Annotated in this window: 18 protein-coding genes; 10 read left to right on the top strand and 8 right to left on the bottom strand. The window is 64.7% G+C overall.

The annotated features are described in order from the left end of the window. A partial coding sequence (locus AC1DS3_RS20950; protein WP_477127868.1) for an acyl-CoA dehydrogenase C-terminal domain-containing protein occupies nucleotides 1–138 on the top strand: 138 nt, incomplete at its 5' end. A 74-nt stretch (nucleotides 139–212) separates the two neighbouring features. On the opposite strand, the gene AC1DS3_RS20945 is transcribed toward AC1DS3_RS20950, so the two are convergent. After that, a complete protein-coding gene (locus tag AC1DS3_RS20945; protein ID WP_441639447.1) occupies nucleotides 213–1,517 on the bottom strand; it encodes a D-amino acid dehydrogenase in 1,305 nt (434 codons plus the stop codon). A 108-nt stretch (nucleotides 1,518–1,625) separates the two neighbouring features. Here AC1DS3_RS20945 and AC1DS3_RS20940 point away from each other — a divergent pair, with 108 nt between their 5' ends. After that, nucleotides 1,626–2,129 (top strand): Lrp/AsnC ligand binding domain-containing protein, encoded by a 504-nt coding sequence (locus AC1DS3_RS20940; protein ID WP_441639446.1) that lies wholly within the window; start codon nucleotides 1,626–1,628, stop codon nucleotides 2,127–2,129. A 25-nt stretch (nucleotides 2,130–2,154) separates the two neighbouring features. Here the strand turns inward: AC1DS3_RS20940 and AC1DS3_RS20935 are convergent, their stop codons facing one another. From AC1DS3_RS20935 to AC1DS3_RS20915, 5 genes are all read right to left on the bottom strand, one after another. Further along, nucleotides 2,155–3,237 carry a PA0069 family radical SAM protein gene (locus tag AC1DS3_RS20935; RefSeq protein ID WP_441639445.1) on the bottom strand — a complete coding sequence of 361 codons (1,083 nt, stop codon included), beginning with the start codon at nucleotides 3,235–3,237 and terminating at the stop codon, nucleotides 2,155–2,157. Nucleotides 3,238–3,320: 83 nt separating this feature from the next. Continuing rightward, a complete protein-coding gene (locus AC1DS3_RS20930) occupies nucleotides 3,321–4,247 on the bottom strand; it encodes a LysR family transcriptional regulator (RefSeq protein WP_441639444.1) in 927 nt (308 codons plus the stop codon). Between the two features lie 32 nt (nucleotides 4,248–4,279). After that, on the bottom strand, nucleotides 4,280–4,765 hold the full coding sequence (locus AC1DS3_RS20925) for an NINE protein (protein ID WP_441639443.1): 486 nt from the start codon (nucleotides 4,763–4,765) through the stop codon (nucleotides 4,280–4,282). 280 nt (nucleotides 4,766–5,045) lie between these two features. Then, entirely contained in the window at nucleotides 5,046–5,453 is a 408-nt protein-coding gene (locus AC1DS3_RS20920; RefSeq protein WP_441639442.1) for a hypothetical protein, read from the bottom strand. A gap of 159 nt (nucleotides 5,454–5,612) precedes the next feature. Continuing rightward, entirely contained in the window at nucleotides 5,613–6,746 is a 1,134-nt protein-coding gene (locus tag AC1DS3_RS20915) for a PQQ-dependent sugar dehydrogenase (RefSeq protein ID WP_477127867.1), read from the bottom strand. Between the two features lie 145 nt (nucleotides 6,747–6,891). Between AC1DS3_RS20915 and rpsP the strand changes: the two genes are divergently transcribed. From rpsP to AC1DS3_RS20890, 5 genes are all read left to right on the top strand, one after another. After that, nucleotides 6,892–7,146, top strand: coding sequence for a 30S ribosomal protein S16 (gene rpsP, locus AC1DS3_RS20910; RefSeq protein WP_043344523.1), 255 nt, complete (start codon nucleotides 6,892–6,894; stop codon nucleotides 7,144–7,146). Between the two features lie 139 nt (nucleotides 7,147–7,285). Then, nucleotides 7,286–7,894 (top strand): ribosome maturation factor RimM, encoded by a 609-nt coding sequence (gene rimM, locus AC1DS3_RS20905; RefSeq protein WP_441639452.1) that lies wholly within the window; start codon nucleotides 7,286–7,288, stop codon nucleotides 7,892–7,894. An 81-nt stretch (nucleotides 7,895–7,975) separates the two neighbouring features. Continuing rightward, nucleotides 7,976–8,782 (top strand): tRNA (guanosine(37)-N1)-methyltransferase TrmD, encoded by an 807-nt coding sequence (gene trmD, locus AC1DS3_RS20900; RefSeq protein WP_043344527.1) that lies wholly within the window; start codon nucleotides 7,976–7,978, stop codon nucleotides 8,780–8,782. A gap of 75 nt (nucleotides 8,783–8,857) precedes the next feature. Next, entirely contained in the window at nucleotides 8,858–9,265 is a 408-nt protein-coding gene (gene rplS, locus AC1DS3_RS20895) for a 50S ribosomal protein L19 (RefSeq protein ID WP_150986317.1), read from the top strand. 143 nt (nucleotides 9,266–9,408) lie between these two features. After that, nucleotides 9,409–10,089 (top strand): NUDIX hydrolase, encoded by a 681-nt coding sequence (locus AC1DS3_RS20890; protein ID WP_441639440.1) that lies wholly within the window; start codon nucleotides 9,409–9,411, stop codon nucleotides 10,087–10,089. A 15-nt stretch (nucleotides 10,090–10,104) separates the two neighbouring features. Here the strand turns inward: AC1DS3_RS20890 and AC1DS3_RS20885 are convergent, their stop codons facing one another. Next, entirely contained in the window at nucleotides 10,105–10,962 is an 858-nt protein-coding gene (locus AC1DS3_RS20885) for a sulfurtransferase (RefSeq protein WP_441639439.1), read from the bottom strand. 182 nt (nucleotides 10,963–11,144) lie between these two features. Between AC1DS3_RS20885 and dnaE the strand changes: the two genes are divergently transcribed. Both dnaE and AC1DS3_RS20875 read left to right on the top strand, forming a co-directional pair. Then, nucleotides 11,145–14,657, top strand: a complete 3,513-nt coding sequence (gene dnaE / locus AC1DS3_RS20880; protein WP_477127866.1) for a DNA polymerase III subunit alpha — start codon at nucleotides 11,145–11,147, stop codon at nucleotides 14,655–14,657. Nucleotides 14,658–14,753: 96 nt separating this feature from the next. Further along, on the top strand, nucleotides 14,754–16,010 hold the full coding sequence (locus tag AC1DS3_RS20875; protein WP_477127865.1) for a glycosyltransferase: 1,257 nt from the start codon (nucleotides 14,754–14,756) through the stop codon (nucleotides 16,008–16,010). Here the strand turns inward: AC1DS3_RS20875 and AC1DS3_RS20870 are convergent. Further along, nucleotides 15,958–16,725: a glycosyltransferase family 2 protein gene (locus AC1DS3_RS20870; RefSeq protein ID WP_441639436.1), complete on the bottom strand. Its 768-nt coding sequence runs from the start codon at nucleotides 16,723–16,725 to the stop codon at nucleotides 15,958–15,960. The two genes, AC1DS3_RS20875 and AC1DS3_RS20870, sit on opposite strands and share 53 nt — an antisense overlap. Before the next feature lie 11 nt (nucleotides 16,726–16,736). On the opposite strand from AC1DS3_RS20870, the gene AC1DS3_RS20865 reads away from it, so the two are divergent. Further along, nucleotides 16,737–17,990, top strand: coding sequence for an O-antigen ligase family protein (locus AC1DS3_RS20865; RefSeq protein WP_441639435.1), 1,254 nt, complete (start codon nucleotides 16,737–16,739; stop codon nucleotides 17,988–17,990). Nucleotides 17,991–18,023: the final 33 nt, after the last annotated feature.

Genomic DNA, 18,023 nt, shown 5'->3' with positions numbered 1-18,023 from the left:
GATCCGTCCTTCCACGACGCCAAGATCTCGACGGCGCATTTCTTCGCGGAGCACATCCTGTCGCAGGCATCGGGTTTGCGCGATGCCATCGTGGCGGGCGCGGTGCCGGTCAATGCGTTGAGCGAAGCGCAGTTCTGAGATCTTCCTGGTCCAGGCAAGAAAAAGGCGACCCGCGGGTCGCCTTTTTTACTTCCTCGAAACCGATGCGCGGATCAGGCCGCTGCGTGGCGCGGGGCGGTGTGCGTTCTTGCTGGCTTGAGATAGCGAGCCACCGAGAGATCGTCTGCGCGGATCGCCGGTGAGGTGCCGGACACCAGGTCCGACAGCAGCTTGCCCGAGCCGCAGGCCATGGTCCAGCCTAACGTGCCATGRCCGGTATTGAGCCACAGGCCCTTGACCTGCGTGGGGCCGACGATGGGCGTGCCATCCGGCGTCATCGGGCGCAGGCCGGTCCAGAAGCTGGCGCGGCTGACATCGCCTGCGCCCGGGAACAGATCCGTGACCACATGCTCCAGGGTGCGGCGCTTGGCCGGGTCGAGCGTGCGGTCGTAGCCCACGATCTGCGCCATGCCGCCCACGCGGATGCGATCGTCGAAGCGGGTAATCGCCACCTTGAAGGTTTCGTCGAGCACCGTGGAAACGGGGCTGCGCTCCGCATTGGTCATCGGCACCGTGAGCGAGAATCCCTTGAGCGGGTATACCGGCAGGTTCGACAGGCCCGGCAGGAAGTTCTTCACGAACGGTGTCGACCAGCTGCCCAATGCCACCACGACCAGATCGGCCGTGACAGGCTCGCCGCCAACCATGGCGCCGGTAACGGCATCGCCCTTGGTCAGCAGCCCGTCGATGGAGCGGTTGTATTGGAACCGCACGCCCAGGCCTTCGGCCATGGCGGCGAGTTGCCGGGTGAACAACTGGCAGTCGCCGGTTTCATCGTTGGGTAGCCGCAGGCCGCCGGTCAGCTTGTGGCTGACGGCGGCCAGGGCTGGTTCGCTGGCGGCGAGTTCCTCGCGCGATAGCAACTGGTAGGGCACGCCGGCTTGTTCCAGCACGGCAATGTCCTTGGCGGCGCCGTCGAGCTGCTCGGCGGTGCGGAAGAGTTGCAGCGTGCCTTGCTGGCGGCCTTCGTAGGCGATGCCGGTATCGGCGCGCAGGGCGACGATGCAGTCGCGGCTGTACTCAGCCAGGCGCACCATGCGTTCCTTGTTGACTGCATAGCGCTCAGCGCTGCAGTTCATCAGCATTTGCCACATCCATTGCAGCTGGAACAGCGTGCCGTCCGGTTTGATGGACAGCGGTGCGTGCTCCTGGAACATCCACTTGATGGCTTTGAGCGGCACGCCTGGTGCGGCCCAGGGCGACGCATAGCCCGGGGAGATCTGGCCGGCGTTGGCGAAGCTGGTCCCCAGCGCGGGTGCGGCCTCCCGGTCGATCACGGTGACCTCATGGCCGGCACGGGCCAGGTACCAGGCGCTGGTAACGCCAATTACGCCACTGCCAAGAACGAGAACGCGCATAGTCGGGGCTCGCAACCAAGAAATAGAAGGGATAAAGTATTTACATCTATACTATTTAAATCTTGGCAGTCATAGTTATTGTAATTTATAGAGAAACAGGAATAACTAATGAGAACGAGTCGTCAGCCCGTGCGCAGCCTGGACCGGCTGGATCGGAAGATTCTGGCCATGCTCCAGGCGGACGGGCGTATGTCGATGAAGGAACTGGCGGAAGCGGTCGGCCTGACCATTACGCCATGCATCGAGCGAGTCAAGCGCATGGAGCGTGACGGCGTCATCATGGGCTACTACGCGCGCCTGAATCCCGCGCTGCTCGGCAGCGGCTTGCTGGTGTTTGTCGAGATATCGCTGGGCAACAAGTCCGGAAATATGTTTGAGCAGTTCCGCCGCGAGGTGTCGCGCATCCCTGAGGTGCTGGAGTGCCATCTGGTCTCGGGCGAYTTCGACTACCTGATCAAGGCGCGGATCCGCGAGATCGGCGAATACCGCCGYCTGCTSGGCGACATYYTGCTGCARTTGCCGGGCGCAGCGCAGTCCAAGAGCTACGTGGTGATGGAAGAGATCAAGGAAACGCTGGCGATCGCGGTCGACGAGAAGGCGCCGCACGCCTGAAGCCGCGCTGTCCTCCGCATCCGGCCTAGAACAGCGACATCTGTGGCGTGGCRCTCGCCCGGGAGAAATGCTCGGTGGTGAGCGGGTGGCGCTCAGCATTGAGCCCGAAGCCCTGGCAGGCCAGCTTGAAGCGCTTGCGCAGCAGTTCGGCAAAGATGCCGGTGCCGGTCATGCGCGTGCCGAACCGCGAGTCGTAGGCCTGCCCCCCGCGCATCTGCGCGACCAGGCTTTCGACGTGCCGGGCGCGCAGCGGATGGTAGGTGGCCAGCCACTCTGAGAACAGCTGCTCCACCTCGCGCGGCAGGCGCAGCAGGATATACGCCGCGGTTTTCGCGCCGGCCTTGGCGCCGGCTTCAAGGATGGATTCCATCTCCGGATCGGTCAGGCTCGGAATGACCGGCGCCACCATCACTCCCACCGGAATGCCGGCCTCGCTCAGGGACGCGATGGCGGCCAGGCGGCGCGCCGGCGCGCTCGCGCGGGGCTCCAGCGTGCGGGCGATCTCGTTCCTGAGCGACGTGACCGACATATGGACCCGGACCAGGTTCTTGGCCGCCATGCGCTGCAGGATGTCGATGTCGCGCGTGACCACGCCCGATTTGGTCGTGATGGCCACCGGATGATTGAATCGCTCCAGCACTTCCAGGATGCCGCGCGTGATCTTGAGATTCCGCTCGATGGGCTGGTAGGGATCCGTATTGGCCCCCAGCGCGATTACCGTCGGTACGTAGTTGCGGTGAGACAGTTCGGCCTCGAGCAAGGCGGCGGCGTTGTCTTTTGCGTACAGGCGGGTTTCGAAGTCGAGGCCCGGCGAAAGCCCCAGATAKGCATGGCTGGGCCGGGCATAGCAATAGATACAGCCATGCTCGCACCCGCGGTACGGATTGATGGACGCGTCGAACGGCAGGTCTGGCGACTGGTTGCGCGAGACAATGCGTTTGGCTTTTTCCGTGAAGACAATGGTCTGGATTTGGGGTGTCTCTGGCTCATCGAAGGCTTGGGACTCGTCGGCGACCCGTTCGCGGGTCCAGGCGTCGAACCGGCTGACGCCGTTCGAGCGCGCCGCCCGGCCTTTCAGCGGGCTGGAGGAAGGTGGTCGGTTCGGCACGTTGGCGTTCCTGCGGCTACGGTTGGTACTGTATATTTATACAGTACTTCGCATAGCCAGCCAAGCGGTGTTTAAGGCGGTGTTTATTTTGAGACGGGAGGCGTTGCCTCGGGGCTATCCCAGTAGGGTGGGGAGCCGAAGCGCGCAGCAAAGAAATCGATAAACGCGTGCGTCTTCGCGGGTACCTGGCGGCGGCTGGGATAGACCGCCCAGATCGACACGGCCGGCAGCACCGGGTAATCGGAGAGCACGCGGACCAGCGCGCCGCTGCGCAGGTAAGGGCCAACGTCCCAGGTCGACTTCAGCGCCAGCCCCATGCCAGCCAGGATCGCATCCCGGATGACTTCGCCGTTGTCCGTGCGCAGGTTGCCGGCGACCGCTACCGCTGTCTTGCCCAGCGCCGTGTCGAACTGCCAGGAGGACTGGTCGCCCAGCACGATGCAGTTGTGGTGGCGCAACTCTTCCGGATGCCGGGGCGTGCCGTGCGCGGCAAGATAGCCAGGCGAGGCGCAAACGGCGCGATGGCTCGGGGCCAGGGGGCGTGCCACCAGGGATGAGTCCGGCAACGCCCCCATACGCAATGCCACGTCGACGCCGGCCTCGACCAGGCCGATCACCTGGTCGGTCAGGCGTAGGTCCAGCGTCAGGCCAGGGTAGGCGGAGAGGAAGGCAGGGATGGCCGGCGAGACGTGCTGGCGGCCAAAAGAGGCGGGCACCGTGACCCGCAGCTGTCCCTGGGGCGCCTGCGCGCCGCGGCCCACCGATTGCGCGGCCTGGCCGGCCGTGTCGAGCAATTGCGCGGCATGTTCGAGGAAGCGCTCGCCTTCGCCGGTCAGGGAGAGGCGGCGCGTGGTCCGGTGCAGCAGCCGCGTGCCGAGCTGCTGCTCGAGCTGCGCCAGGCGGCTGCTGGCCGAGGAGGTGGACAACCCGAGATCGCGCGCCGCGGCCGAGAGGTTGCCCAGCGACGCTGCGCGCACGAACACGGCGATGTCCAGCAGGTCGAAGTGCATCGGCGCTCGGGGCTGAGCCTGGGACCTGGGGCTTACTGCGACAAAGCGCGCGCGGCTTCGACCTGGGATTCGAAGAATGTCTGAAAACTGATGGCCAGGCCCGCCATCAACAGGCCGGTGCCGATCAGCAGGGACAGGATGACCAGGATCACGACGGGCCAGCCCGAACGGGTTGGCGTGCCATGCGGGTTGAAGCGGGCATCCCATTTGTCGTCGGGGCGCAGGCCATACACGATGGCCGCCAGGAAGGCGCTGATCACCGACGTGCCGCCGGAAATGGCAAAGGTCCAGTTCAGGGCAGGCGAGCCGGCGCCCGTCTGCATCGACATGACGCCGATGACCCCGGCGAGTGCCGCCAGCAGGTGCGCCCAGGCAAATTTATCGCGCAAGCCGCCTAGGTAGAAGCGATGCAGGCCCACAGTGCCGAGCAGGAAGGCCAGTGCGACCGTGACCAGTTTGGATTTGCCCTGAAGCGGCTTGGGGGCGGCGGTGGCTGAAACTTGGGTAGCGGCGGGCATGGGGCGACAGCTAGGTTAATGGCCGGCAGGGGCGGCCGGCCGACGCAAATCAGGTGAGTGCCAGCCAGGCTGGCGCCGGCGCTCATTGTACGCTGGCATCAACCGCGGGCGGACACCGGCGGAGCAGGGGCAGGAAGCTTTGCGGGTCGGACGAGGATGCCCGCGAGAGTTCCTTTCGCGGCATATCGTCGAGGAGGGGAGCAAGTAGACAGCAGAGCGTGATTGCCGCGGGCGCGGCAATCAGCCGGGGAGACAGTGAGGAGGCGGGGGGCTGGCGTGCCTAGCGGCCGCCGTCTCGTCCGCGCGCTTGCCAGCCCGGGCCCATGCCGGAGCCGCGCTGCTCGCCGCGCCCGTTGTCGCCTTGCATATTGCGATCCGACTGCCGGTTGCGTTCATCGTCGCGTTCCTGGGGGGGCAGGGGGCGGCCATTCAGGCGGTCATCGGCGCGCGCGCGGGCTTCCATGCGTTCGATCTGGGCCCGCACATGGTCTTGCCGTTCAGCGCGTACACTCGCCATTTCCCATGCGCCGTGGCCTGGCTGGCCATGCGCATTGCTCACAATCCGGCCTTCGGGCCGGCTATGTTGCCAAAACGCGACCTGTGCATGGCTGACAGCATTGAGGCCGAGCAAGGAAACGGCCAACAGGAAGCCAGCCACCGAGTCGCGCAGGAGGGTGCGGGGGAGCATGCGGAATCCCAGTATCCTGTCGCGTGGTGAGGTTGTTCGAGGTATGGGTTCATGGTACGCAGGCGTCTTCGGCGCGCCTATGCTAAAGCCGTTACCGGTGTAACGGATTGTTTCTCCAACGTCCCGGGAGACGGGCTGTATACGGCGCGCGGCAAGGGCTCAGGGCGCGTAGCGGATGCGATAGACCGCGCCCGCCATGTCGTCGCTGACCAGCAGCGAACCGTCCGGGGCAACCTGGACATCGACAGGCCGGCCCCAGGGTTTGTCTCCCTGCAGCCAGCCTTGCGCGAACACCTCCTGGCGCACCACCTGGCCGCGCTCGTTCAGCACCACCCGGACGACGCGGTAGCCGACCGGCTTGGTTCGGTTCCAGCTGCCGTGCTCGGCAATGAAAATGCTATTGCGGTATTCAGCAGGGAATTGCGTGCCGGTATAAAAGCGCATGCCGAGCGCGGCGACATGCGCGCCCAGCTTTGCGGCTGGCGGCTCGAACTCGGAGCAGGCGCGCTGCTTGCCGAACTCAGGGTCGGCGACGCTGCCGGCGTGGCAATACGGGTAGCCGAAATGCTGGCCCGGCCGGGCCAGGCGGTTGAGCTCGTCGTCGGGCACAYCGTCCCCCAACATGTCGCGCCCGTTGTCGGTGAACCAGAGTTGGCGGGTGGCCGGRTGCCAGTCAAAGCCTACCGAATTGCGCACCCCCTTGGCCACGACCTGCAAGTCGGTGCCGTCCGGCTTCATCTTCATGATGTTGGCGTAACGGTTTTCGTCCGGCGCGCAGATATTGCAGGGCGCGCCGACCGGCACATACAGATAGCCATCCGGACCAAAGGCGATAAACTTCCACCCGTGATGCGTCTCAGAGGGAAAGCGATCGCTTACCACGACGGGTTTGGGTGGGTTGTCCAGGCGGGCGTCGATATCATCCAGCCGGACGATCTGCGAAGTCGAGGAGGCGTACAGCGCGCCGTCGCGGAAGGCCACGCCCACCGGCATGGTCAGGCCGGTGGCGACAGTCTTCACCTTCGGGGCGGGCGCCAGCGGGTTGCGGATCGCATACACCTTGCCTTCGCCGCGAGTGCCGATGAAGAGCGTGCCTTCCGGCGACAGGGTCATGCCACGCGCTTCCGGTACCTCCGCGCTCAGCAATTCGATGCGAAAGCCTGGCGGCAGATGGATCTGATCCAGCGGCAGGCCGGCGTTGGCGTCCGGGCTGAACCAGATCGTGGCCACGAACGCCGCGAAAGTGCTCGCGAGCAGGGTCCGGAAGCTACGAATGTGAAGATGAAACCGCATGGCGAGCTCTCCTGTCGGGCTTTTCACCACGATGCCTATGGCCGGGTGTCGAGTCAATCGCTCTAAGTGTTTGTTTGGCCTCGGAATTTGGTCTATACTCTTGCGTTTCGTGTTCGAACATCAAGTTTTCTGAGGAATCAAACCCATGGTCGTAATCCGTCTGGCTCGCGGTGGCAGCAAGAAGCGCCCCTTCTTCAATATCGTCGCTGCTGACTCGCGTAATCGTCGCGATGGCCGTTTCATCGAGCGTATTGGTTTCTACAACCCCCTGGCTTCGGCAAGCGAAGAAGGCCTGCGTCTGGTGCAAGACCGCCTGACGTACTGGACCGGCGTTGGCGCCCAGCTGTCGCCGACGGTTGCCCGTCTGGTCAAGCAAAACGCCGCCAAGGCCGCAGCCTGATTGTTGTGACGCGCGTTTCGCGACGCGTGGCAAACGACACGTGACAGAACGCAAGCAAGGCACCCCGGCGCGGCGGCCACTCAATGTGCCGCTCGAGCCCTCGGCCCGGCGCGAGGCCGGTGAGCAGGAAAAGCCCAGTCTGCAGCGCGGTGCAACCGGGTTGCCGGCTGCGCTGGCGTATACCGATAAGCTGCCGGACGACCTGATCGAGGTCGGTTATATCGGTGCGGCTTATGGGATACGGGGCTGGATCAAGGTCCAGCCGCATGCCGACGATGCGAGCGCGCTGTTGCACGCGCGCCGCTGGTGGCTGCTGAAGCCGCCGCCAACCGGACTGGTTGGCGCGGCAGATGCCGTGGCCTCCGAGGCCTTGTGCGTGAAGATCGTGCAGTCCCGCGAGCACAGCGGTACCGTAGTGGCCCAGGCGAGCGGCGTGTCCGAGCGCAACCACTCGGAGGCGCTCAAGGGTCGCCGTGTCTGGATTCGTCGCGAGGATTTCCCCGCGCCGGATGAGAACGAATTCTACTGGGTCGATCTGATTGGCTGCGCCGTGTTCAATGAACAGGGCGAGTCGCTGGGCGAAGTGTCCGGGCTGATCGACAACGGTGCGCACCAGATCCTGCAGGTGGCGCATGCCTTGCCCGATGGCAAGGCGGGTGAGCGCCTGATTCCCTTTGTCGACGCATTTCTGCGCTCGGTCGATATCTCGGCCCGGCGCGTGGTGGTGGACTGGGGCCTGGATTACTGAGCGCCCCGAGCTGGTGAAGGCAAGGGCGCTTGGCCGGCGATAGCCGGTGGGCGAGTGGTGGGCAAGTAAAGGGAGAGGCGGATGCAGTTCGACGTGATCACGCTGTTTCCCGAGATGTTCCGCGCGCTGACCGACTGGGGCATTACCAGCCGGGCGGCAAAGCAGCAGCGCTACACGCTGCGCACCTGGAATCCACGCGACTTCACCAGCGACAACTACCGTACCATCGACGATCGCCCCTATGGCGGCGGCCCTGGCATGGTGATGCTGGCCAAGCCGTTGGAAGATGCCATCGATGCGGCGTGTTCCGCCCAGCAGGCGGCCCAGGCCAAGCCGGAGGGCCAGGAGGCGCCGGTGCGGCCGCACGTAGTGCTGATGTCGCCGCAAGGCGCGCCGCTGACGCATCAAAAGGTGATGTCACTGGCACAGCGTCCCGGCCTGGTAATGCTGTGCGGACGCTACGAAGCGATTGACCAGCGGTTGATCGAGCGGCGGGTCGATGAGGAAATCAGCCTCGGCGATTTCGTGCTGTCCGGTGGCGAGTTGCCGGCCATGGCCGTGATCGACGCGGTGGTCAGGCATTTGCCGGGTGTGTTGGGCGATGCCCAGTCGGCGGTTCAGGACAGCTTCGTCAACGGGTTGCTGGATTGTCCGCACTACACGCGGCCGGAAGAATATGAAGGTGTGCGGGTGCCCGATATCTTGCTCGGGGGCCATCATGCCGAGATCGAGAAGTGGCGGCGCCAGCAGGCGCTGGCAAATACTGCGAAGAAGCGCCCCGATCTGATCGAGGCAGCGCGCAGTCAAGGGTTGCTGAGCCGGGTCGACGAGAAATTCCTGTCGACATGGCTGGCGAAAGAAGGGCGGGAGCTCGCTCCCGCCAAGTGAAACCCCATCCTCTGCCGGGGCCCAGGCCATGCCTGGGGCATACAACGTCGGCATGATGGACAAGGAGAAGAAACGATGAACATCATCGAGCTGATCGAGAAAGACGAAATCGCGCGTCTGACCGCGAACAAGACCATCCCCGCATTCGCACCCGGCGACACCGTGATCGTCAGCGTGAACGTGGTGGAAGGTAACCGCAAGCGCGTCCAGGCTTATGAAGGCGTCGTGATTGCCAAGCGCAATCGTGGCCTGAATTCGTCCTTCATCGTGCGCAAGATTTCGTCGGGTGAAGGCGTGGAACGTACGTTCCAGCTGTACTCGCCGCTGATCGCAGCGATCGAAGTGAAGCGCCGTGGTGACGTCCGCCGCGCCAAGCTGTACTACCTGCGCCAGCGTTCGGGCAAGTCCGCGCGGATCAAGGAAAAGCTGGCATACAAGTCGGCACCGGCCAAGGCTGCTGCCAAGGCTGCTGCTGCTCAGTAAGCCGCCAGTCGTCTCGATCGGCTTGCCGGTCGAGGCTGCGCAAAAAGGGCACCTTCGGGTGCCCTTTTTGCATTTCCGCATGCCACGTTTGCCGCGTCGCAGCACAAACGGTTTGGCCGGCTTCTGTCATACTCGCAACGATTATGCGTCCTGCCTTTGATCCCGAATCCCTCCCCATCGTCGCCACCGATACCCGGCACCCGCCGCTGGCCGACGTGCGCCTGCGCCCGGACTTCATCCGCCATCGGCTCCAGTCGCCGCCTGCCTGGGACCCCGAGCTGACCGATGAGTCGCGCGTCTATGACCGCAGCCTGAAGCTGCGTGATGCAGCCGTGCTGGTGCCGTTGGTGGAGCGCGAGGATGGGCTGACCGTGCTGCTGACCGAGCGCAACGCCAACCTGAGCGCGCACGCCGGGCAGATCAGTTTCCCCGGCGGCCGCCACGAAGCGTTCGATATCGACCGGACGGCCACGGCGCTGCGCGAAACCGAGGAAGAGGTGGGGCTGGCGCGCGATTATGTGGAAGTGCTGGGTAGCTTGCCCGACTACATCACCGGCACCGGCTTCCATGTGAGCCCGGTGGTGGGTCTGGTCCGCGACGGTTTCACGCTGCGGCCCGATGCGCGCGAGGTTGCCGATGTGTTTGAAGTGCCGCTGGGTTTCCTGATGGACCCGTCGCATCACGAACAGCGCCTGTTTCGCTGGGTGGACGGCGAGCGGCTGTTCTACGCCATGCCGTTTCCGCGCGAGGATGGTGGCCACCGGTTTATCTGGGGGGCCACCGCCGGCATGCTGCGCAACCTCTACCACTTGCTGGCAGCCTGAGGGCCGCCAGCGCGCTCAGGCGGCAGCCGCCGCCGTCCCGGCGCCTTCCCCGATGCAGTGCGGGCAGCTCTGGCCCACCACGTAGTGCGGGCTTTGCTGTTCCTCGGCGGTGACCACGGCGCGGCAGGCGAAACACTGCTTGGGGCCAGCCGGTTCCAGGTTGGGGTTCAGCGCGGTGCGGTAGTCGAAGACAAAGCAGTCGCCCTGATAGTGGCTGCCGCCTACTTCCTCGAAGTACTTCAGGATGCCCCCTTCTAGCTGGTAGACATGCTCGATGCCGGCTTCCTGCATGTGGATGGCGGCCTTCTCGCAACGAATGCCGCCGGTGCAGAACGACACGATGGTCTTGCCCGCGAACTCCGCCTTGTGCGCGGCAATGGCCGGCGGGAAATCGCTGAACTTGGCGATGTCGTAGTCGACCGCTTGCTCGAACGTGCCGACGGCGACCTCAAAGGCGTTGCGTGTATCCAGCATCACTACCGGGCGGCCGGCATCGTCGTGGCCCTGGTCCAGCCAGCGCTTGAGCTCGACCGGCGTCACCGCTGGCGCCCGACCGGCTTCGGGGCGGATCAGCGGCATCTTCATGGTGATGATTTCCTTCTTCTCGCGTACCAGCATGCGCTTGAAGGGCTGGTTTTCCGACAGGCTCTCCTTGGGCGCGATGTCGGCAAAGCGCGGGTCGGCGTGCAGCCAGCCGAGGAAGCCGTCGATGGCTTCGCGCACGCCGGCGAGGAACAGGTTGATGCCTTCCGGCGCGAGCAGGATCGTGCCCTTGAGCCCGTGTGCTTCGCAGCGCGCGCGCATTTCCGGGCGCAAGACCGGGATATCGTCCAGTGAGACGAACTTGTAAGCGGAGATGTTGACGATCTGCATAGGTGGCGCGCGACGGGACCGCGCTTTGCGAGCGCGCGGTAACTGCCTGATTGGAAAGGCGAAATTATAGCGCCTTGCAGGCCTCGTGCCGGGCTTTTCCGAGCGCCCGGCTCAGTCTTGCCATCGGGCACGTCGCGCAAAGAAGGCAGGCGCGGACATGCCGAGCCGGTACAATTACGGCCATGTCTGCACCTCGCTTCGTTCATCTCCGTCTCCATTCCGAATACTCCGTCGTCGACGGCATCGTGCGCCTGGACGATGCCGTCAAGGCTGCGGCCGCCGATGGCATGGGCGCGCTCGCCCTGACCGACCTGGCCAATGCCTTCGGCCTGATCCGCTTCTACAAGGAAGCGCGCGGCGGCGGCATCAAGCCCGTGGTCGGCGCCGACGTCTGGTTGACCAACGCCGACGATCGCGACAAGCCAACACGCTTGCTGCTGCTGGTCCGGGACCGGATTGGCTACCTCAATCTCTGCGTGCTGTTGTCGCGCGCGTGGCTTTCCAACCAGTACCGCGGCCGCGCCGAGATCGACCCGGCCTGGTTCGACGAAGCCGGCGAAGAGGGCCAGCCGCTGGCCACCGGCCTGATTGCGCTGTCCGGCGCCATGGGCGGTGACATCGGCATGGCGCTGGCCAATGGCAACGATGCGGCCGCGGCGCAGGCTGCCGCGCATTGGGCAAAGGTGTTCCCGCAGCGCTTCTATATCGAGCTGCAGCGCGCCGGCCTGCCCGGTACCGATGCCTATGTGCAGCAGGCGGTACAGTTGGCGGCCAGGATGCGCCTGCCAGTGGTGGCAACGCACCCGGTGCAGTTCATGACGCCTGACGATTTCACCGCGCACGAGGCTCGCACCTGCATCGCCGAAGGGGAGTTGCTGGCCAACCCCCGCCGCGTGCGGCGCTTCACCACCGACCAGTATTTCAAGACCCAGGACGAGATGTGCGCGCTGTTCGCCGACATCCCGTCCGCGCTGGAAAACGCGGTGCAGATCGCGCGCCGCTGCAACCTGACGCTGGAACTGGGTAAGCCGCGCCTGCCGCTGTTTCCTACGCCCGACGGCATGTCGCTCGACGACTACCTTGTGCACCTGGCCAAGGAAGGCCTGGAAAAGCGCATGGCGGTGCTGTTCCCCGACGAAGCCGTGCGCGAGGCCAAGCGCCCCGAGTACTACGCGAGGCTGGAGTTCGAGACCGGCACCATCATCAAGATGGGCTTCCCCGGCTACTTCCTGATCGTGGCGGACTTTATCAACTGGGCAAAGAACAACGGCGTGCCGGTTGGGCCGGGACGGGGCTCCGGCGCCGGTTCGCTGGTGGCTTATGCGCTCGGCATTACCGATCTGGACCCGCTCAAGTACGCGCTGCTGTTCGAACGGTTCCTGAACCCGGAGCGGGTTTCGATGCCCGACTTCGACATCGACTTCTGCCAGCAGGGACGCGATCGCGTTATCACGTACGTGAAGGAGAAGTACGGCCACGCCGCGGTATCGCAGATCGCTACCTTCGGCACCATGGCCGCCAAGGCCGCGGTGCGCGACGTGGGCCGCGTGCTCGACCTGGGCTATGGCTTTGTCGACGGCATCGCCAAGCTGATTCCTTTCAAGCCGGGCAAGCTCGTCACCATCGAGGAAGCCAAGAAGGAAGAGCCGCTCCTGACCGAGCGCGAGAAGAACGAAGAAGAAGTGCGCCAGCTGCTGKAGCTGGCGCAGCGCGTGGAAGGCATGACGCGTAACGTCGGCATGCACGCCGGCGGCGTGCTGATCGCCCCGGGCAAGCTGACGGATTTCTGCCCGCTCTACACCCAGGGTGCGCAGAACGATGGCATGAGCGGTGTGGTCAGCCAGTACGACAAGGACGACGTGGAAGCCGCCGGCCTGGTCAAGTTCGACTTCTTGGGCCTGACCACGCTGACCATCCTGGACTGGGCCGAGCGCTATATCCGCAGGCTCGATCCGTCCATGGCGGACTGGAACTGCAGCCACATCCCGCTCGACGACAGCAAGGCATTCGACATCCTCAAGACGGCCAACACGGTCGCAGTGTTCCAGCTGGAAAGCCGCGGCATGCAGGGCATGCTGAAGGACGCCAAGCCTGACCGCTTTGAGGACATCATCGCGCTGGTGGCACTCTACCGCCCGGGCCCGATGGACCTGATCCCCAGCTTCTGCGCCCGTAAGCACGGCCGCGAGAAGGTGGAGTACCCGGACCCGCGCGTCGAGCCGGTGCTCAAGGAGACCTATGGCATCATGGTCTACCAGGAGCAGGTGATGCAGATGGCTCAGATCATCGGCGGCTACTCGCTGGGCGGCGCCGACTTGCTGCGCCGCGCCATGGGCAAGAAGAAGGCCGAGGAAATGGCCCAGCACCGCGAGCTGTTCCGCGAGGGTGCGGCCAAGAACGGCCTGACCGCGGAGAAGGCGGACGATACCTTCGACCTGATGGAAAAGTTCGCGGGCTACGGCTTCAACAAATCGCACGCGGCCGCTTACGCATTGCTGGCCTACTACACGGCCTGGCTCAAGGCGCACCATCCAGCCGCGTTCATGGCAGCGAATATGTCGCTCGCCATGGACGACACCGACAAGGTCAAGATCCTCTTTGACGATTGCAAGCTCAACAAGCTCCAGGTGCTGCCGCCTGACGTCAACGCCAGCGAATACCGCTTCGCGCCGACCGATGCCAAGACCATCCGCTACGGCCTTGGCGGCATCAAGGGCTCGGGGCAGGGCGCTATCGAGGACATCCTGCGCGCCCGCGAGGAAAAGCCCTTTGCCGACCTGTTCGATTTCTGCGAGCGCGTCGACCGCCGGCAGGTCAACCGCCGCACCATCGAGGCGCTGATTCGCGCCGGCGCCTTCGACAGCCTCAACGCCAATCGCGGCCAGCTGCTGGCCTCGGTGTCGCGCGCCATGGAAGCCGCCGAGCAGAAGGCCGAGTCGGCCAACCAGGTGTCACTGTTCGACCTGATGGCCGACGCCGGCGAATCGCACCGTCCCGCGCTGGTCGACGAGCCTGCCTGGGCGCCCAAGCGCATGCTGCAGGAAGAAAAGCAGGCGCTGGGCTATTACTTCTCCGGCCACCTGTTCGACGCCTATCGGGACGAAGTCGGCCGCTTCCTCAAGGGCACGCTGGCCGGCCTGGAAAAGGAAGTGCAAGGCAATGGCGGCGGCTACGGCCGCGACGTGCGAGGCAAGGTCATCGCCGGTGTCATCACCGGCATGCGCACCCAGATGACGCAGCGCGGCAAGATGCTGATCGTCTTGCTTGACGACGGCACCGGGCAGGTCGAGATGACGGTGTTCAACGAATTGTTCGATGCCAACCGCCATATGTTCCGCGAGGACGAGATGGTGATCGTGCAAGGCAACGCCCGTCACGACACCTTTACCGGTGGCGTGCGCTTCACCGCCGAATCGGTGATGGACCTGGTGGCGGCGCGCGCCAAGTACGCCGAGGCGGTCGGTCTGGCGTTCAACGGCAATGCCTCCACGGAACTGCTGCGCGAGTTGCTCACGCCCTACCTGGCGAGTGTGGCCAATGCGCCAGGCGTGCCGGTGCGCGTGAGCTACGCCACCACCGGCGCGCGCTGCGAGGCGGAGCTGGGACGGCAGTGGCTGGTCACGCCATCCGACGATGCCTTGGCAAGCTTCCGTGCGGCCCTGTCGGGCGAGAACGTCCGCATGCTCTACGGCTGACCCGGGCTTGCCGGTCTGGGCGGCAACGGCATTGCGCCGCCCAGACCGGCATTGCTGCCGTCCATCCCGTCTTTTCATGGATTACACAAGCCCCGCATGGCCAAGCAACGCATCCTCTTCCACCTGACCCACTTCCTGCGCGGCGGCATCGAGACCTCGCTGGTGTCGCTGCTGGCCTCGCTGGATCGAGAGCGCTTCGAGATCGGCCTGACGCTGACCTATCCGACTGAAGCGCTGGAGACGCACTTCCGCGTCATGCTGCCGCCGGACGTCAAGATCCATATCCTCGCGCCGGAGGCCTGGCTCTCGCGCTGCCGGCAACTGAAAAAAGCCGGCAAGCTGGGCCCGTTGGGCAAGATTTATGAAGAAGTGCTGCTGCCGCCGCTGCGCAAGCCGCTGGTCAACCGGCGCTTTCGCAGCATCGCGCGGGACTATGACCTGGTGATCGACTACGACATGTCGCTGTCGCRGCTGACCGGTCGCCTGCCGGTGCCGATGATCGGCTACCAGCATTTCAGCGTGGCGCACCTGGAGCGCGAGAACCGCCGCAAGCTGCGCAAGTTGCGACGCCAGTGCCGTGAGCACTATGACCGCATCGTGGTACTCAACGACAGCATGCTGGCCGACGCGCGGGCGCTGATTCCCGAGGCCGCCGACAAGTTCATCCGCCTGTACAACGCCACCGACCTCGATCGCATCCGTGCGCTCGGCAAGGCGCCTTTCACGCCGCCGGCCCATCCGTACATCGTTTCGGTGGGGCGGCTGGAAGAAAGCCAGAAGGATTTCACCACGCTGCTGCGGGCCTACGCGGCGCTGGTCAGGGGCACGGGCTTGTGCGAGCGGCTGGTGCTGGTGGGCGATGGCGCTTCTCGCGGGCGCCTTGAAGCGCTCGCGCGCGAGCTCGGCATCAGCGAGCGCGTCGGCTTTGCCGGTTTCCAGGCCAATCCGTATGCATGGATCCATCATGCGCGGCTGATGGCGTTCAGCTCCAAGATGGAGGGGCTGCCCAATGTGCTTCTCGAAGGCATGGCGCTGGGCCAGCTGGTGGTGAGTACCGATTGCCCGGTGGGCCCGCGCGAGATCCTGGCCGAGGGCAAGGCCGGCCTGCTGACGCCGGTTGGCGATGTGCCCGCGCTGGCGGAGGCGATCCGCCGCGGGCTCGAGGACGCGCCGCTGCGCGCCAGGCTGCTGGCCTACGCGGCTGTCCACATCGAGCAGATGGGCTTTGGCCCTACCTCGGCGGCCTTCAGCGCTTGCGTCGAGGATCTGCTGGGCGCGCCTCAGGCAGGGGCGGCAGCCCCTACCGTAGGGGCGTCTGCTGTTCGCTCTTCTGCTGCAGGTACCACAGCTTGATGTACTTGTAGTAGCTGGCCTGGCCATTCATCAGCGCCACGCCGAGCCCCTGCGCGCCGTCCAGGAAACCGCGGCGCAGCAGGTAAGTGCGCAGGAACGCCCAGGCGCCATGCAGCACGGCGCTGGCGGGCGACGCCGTCTTGCCGCGCGCGAGGCCCTGCTGGGCGCCGAGGCTGGAGTATTTGTCGATCTTTTGCAGCACCTGCGAGAAATCGTCGTAGGTGTAATGCAGCAATGGCGAATTGAGCCTGCCGACTGGTGCATCGGCGACCACGCGCTCGTGCACGAGATCGTCGGTGAAGCGGGCGTGGCCGCGGCGGAACAGCCGTGTGACGTAGTCGGGGTACCAGCCGCCGTGGCGGATGAAGCGGCCGCAAAATCGCGACAGCCTGGGTACCTCGTACGCATCGGACTGGCCGGACGCCACTGCGGCGAGAATCTCGTCGCGCAGCTCGGGGGTGACCCGTTCGTCCGCGTCGATGGAGAAGATCCAGTCGCCGTCGGCCTTGGATACCGCCAGGTTTTTCTGGACGCCGAAGCCAGGCCAGTGCTCGGTTTCGAAGACCTCCGCGCCCAGGCTCCGGGCCAGCTCGACCGTGCCGTCCCGGCTACCTGAATCCACTATAATCGCGCGGTCGCACCAGGACACGCTTTCCAGGCACTCCCGGATGTTGTGTGCCTCGTTTTTTGTAATCAGTACGACTGAGATTTTCATAGAGCTTGTTTATGATGTTCCGTGCCGGAAAAGTGACCGCTTTTACCAATGCGCTAGTTCTGGCATTTCCAATCCTGCTGCTCTGCGTGCCGAAAGGCGCCGGTATTTTCCTGGGCGCCATCTTGCTGCTGGCGCTGATTGTMCATCGCGGCCTGAGGCCCATGTTTGCGCAGTATCGCGCCACGCTGTACCCCATCGGGCTCGCTATTCTAGCTTTGGTGCTTGTCTTCCTGGGTTCCAAGCTCTATTTCAACGTTCCCTGGAACGTGATGGATAACCCTTCTCGCATTCTCCTGTTGTTGGTGACATGCCTGGTTATCCTCAAGATCGCGCCCGACCCGCGGCGGCTCTGGAGTGGCATCACAATCGCTTTGGCGATTAGCCTGGCGGTTGTCCTGTTCCAGCGCTGGGTTCTCGACGACCCACGGCCGTCGGCCTGGACCCAGGCCATCGCCTTCGGGAACATGGTTGCCGCATTGGGGTTGATTGGTTTCGTGCGGCCTGGGATCAGCCGCAAGGCGCATCTGATTGCCTGGCTGGATCTGGCGCTCGCCGGTTCGGTGCTGATTGTGAACGGCACGCGCGGAGCGTGGCTGGCATTGTGTATCACGATGATCCCGCTGCTCTTTGTTCGTTACCCGAGCATGAGGCCGGGGAAGTTCTTTGGTGCCGTGGTGCTCATCGCCGCCTTGGCTGTGGGACTCTATCTGGCGCCTGGCAGCCCCGTCGCGCAGCGGGTTGACCTTGTGCGGGGACAGTGGGAGCAGTTCCAGCAGGGGAACACCGAGACTTCGGTAGGGGCACGGCTGAAGCTCTGGCAAATGGCGGTGGAATCGATCCACTTGCATCCCTGGCTCGGCGTCGGGGTCGGACAGTTTGCGCGGATTCCCCAAGCCTCCATCTTCTGCAAGGAGCATGGGTCGTCTGACGTTTGCACCCTTGAGCATGCGCACAACGATGTGCTCGAAGCGGCGGCGACAATGGGCATGCCGGGCATGCTGGCTTTGCTGGGCCTGTTCCTGGTTCCTGGTGTCCTGTTCTGGCGGCTGCTGCGCGTATGCTGCCGCAATGCCAACGCACTTGGCGTCAGCGTGTGCGCTTCCGGCATCGGCGTCATCATGGCCAGCCTGATCAGCGGCCTGACCCAAGTGACGATGGCGCACCAGGCAAATATTGTTTTTTATGCCGGCGTCATCGGGCTGTTGCTCGGGCTGGCCGCAGTACAAGCAAAGTATCCCCGCGCCGACGGGGTGGAGAAAACGTGAAAGCCCAAGAACAAAATGCGCCMCCGGCACAGG

This window comes from Cupriavidus sp. 01L46 (genome assembly GCF_056399905.1).
The sequence above is the reverse complement of the archived record's forward strand: the minus strand, read 5'-3'. Positions and strand labels throughout refer to the sequence as shown.

What these genes read in the sequence shown, in the direction of transcription:
- AC1DS3_RS20930 (WP_441639444.1), bottom strand. Translation starts at nt 4,247, where the DNA reads ATGCACTTCGACCTGCTGGACATCGCCGTGTTCGTGCGCGCAGCGTCG.
- AC1DS3_RS20925 (WP_441639443.1), bottom strand. Translation starts at nt 4,765, where the DNA reads ATGCCCGCCGCTACCCAAGTTTCAGCCACCGCCGCCCCCAAGCCGCTT.
- AC1DS3_RS20920 (WP_441639442.1), bottom strand. Translation starts at nt 5,453, where the DNA reads ATGCTCCCCCGCACCCTCCTGCGCGACTCGGTGGCTGGCTTCCTGTTG.
- rpsP (WP_043344523.1), top strand. Translation starts at nt 6,892, where the DNA reads ATGGTCGTAATCCGTCTGGCTCGCGGTGGCAGCAAGAAGCGCCCCTTC.
- trmD (WP_043344527.1), top strand. Translation starts at nt 7,976, where the DNA reads ATGCAGTTCGACGTGATCACGCTGTTTCCCGAGATGTTCCGCGCGCTG.
- rplS (WP_150986317.1), top strand. Translation starts at nt 8,858, where the DNA reads ATGAACATCATCGAGCTGATCGAGAAAGACGAAATCGCGCGTCTGACC.
- AC1DS3_RS20890 (WP_441639440.1), top strand. Translation starts at nt 9,409, where the DNA reads ATGCGTCCTGCCTTTGATCCCGAATCCCTCCCCATCGTCGCCACCGAT.
- AC1DS3_RS20885 (WP_441639439.1), bottom strand. Translation starts at nt 10,962, where the DNA reads ATGCAGATCGTCAACATCTCCGCTTACAAGTTCGTCTCACTGGACGAT.
- AC1DS3_RS20870 (WP_441639436.1), bottom strand. Translation starts at nt 16,725, where the DNA reads ATGAAAATCTCAGTCGTACTGATTACAAAAAACGAGGCACACAACATC.